This is a genomic window from Gilvimarinus sp. 1_MG-2023 (assembly GCF_030548285.1).
Map to the genome: position 1 here is coordinate 1 of NZ_JAUOSC010000126.1, position 468 is coordinate 468.

Annotated in this window: 1 protein-coding gene; it reads right to left on the reverse strand. The window is 55.8% G+C overall.

Features of this window, described 5'->3' with window-relative positions:
• Positions 1–468 (reverse strand): HisA/HisF-related TIM barrel protein (locus tag Q4563_RS16040; protein WP_303605182.1); only part of this gene is annotated, 468 nt, incomplete at both ends.

Consider the following 468-nt stretch of genomic DNA (forward strand, 5'->3'; position numbering starts at 1 on the left):
CATTCACCCCTTGCATCATTCCATCCCGGGCAATATCGGTGTAAACAATGGCTGATACGCCGTCGTGCTTGAACTGCCGGGCCAGATCCACCGCCTTGACCTCAGAAACCTCAGCCCAGCCGTCGGTGGCAACAAAACCATCCTGGGCATCCAGCCCCACAATGACCTTGCCTGGAAACGCGGCACAGGCTTCTTTGACAAACGCCGGTTCTTTCACCGCCTTGGTACCGATAATGACGTAACTGACACCGGCTTTAACGTAGGCTTCGATAGTTTCCAGAGAACGGATGCCACCACCAATCTGGATCGGCAAGCCCGGAAATTCCTTGGCAATGGCCGTCACCGCGCCACCGTTGACGGGTACACCAGCAAAGGCACCATTCAGATCTACCAAATGCAACCGCCGACAACCAGCGTCTACCCAGCGACGGGCCATTTCTACGGGGTTATCACCAAACACGGTAGAGT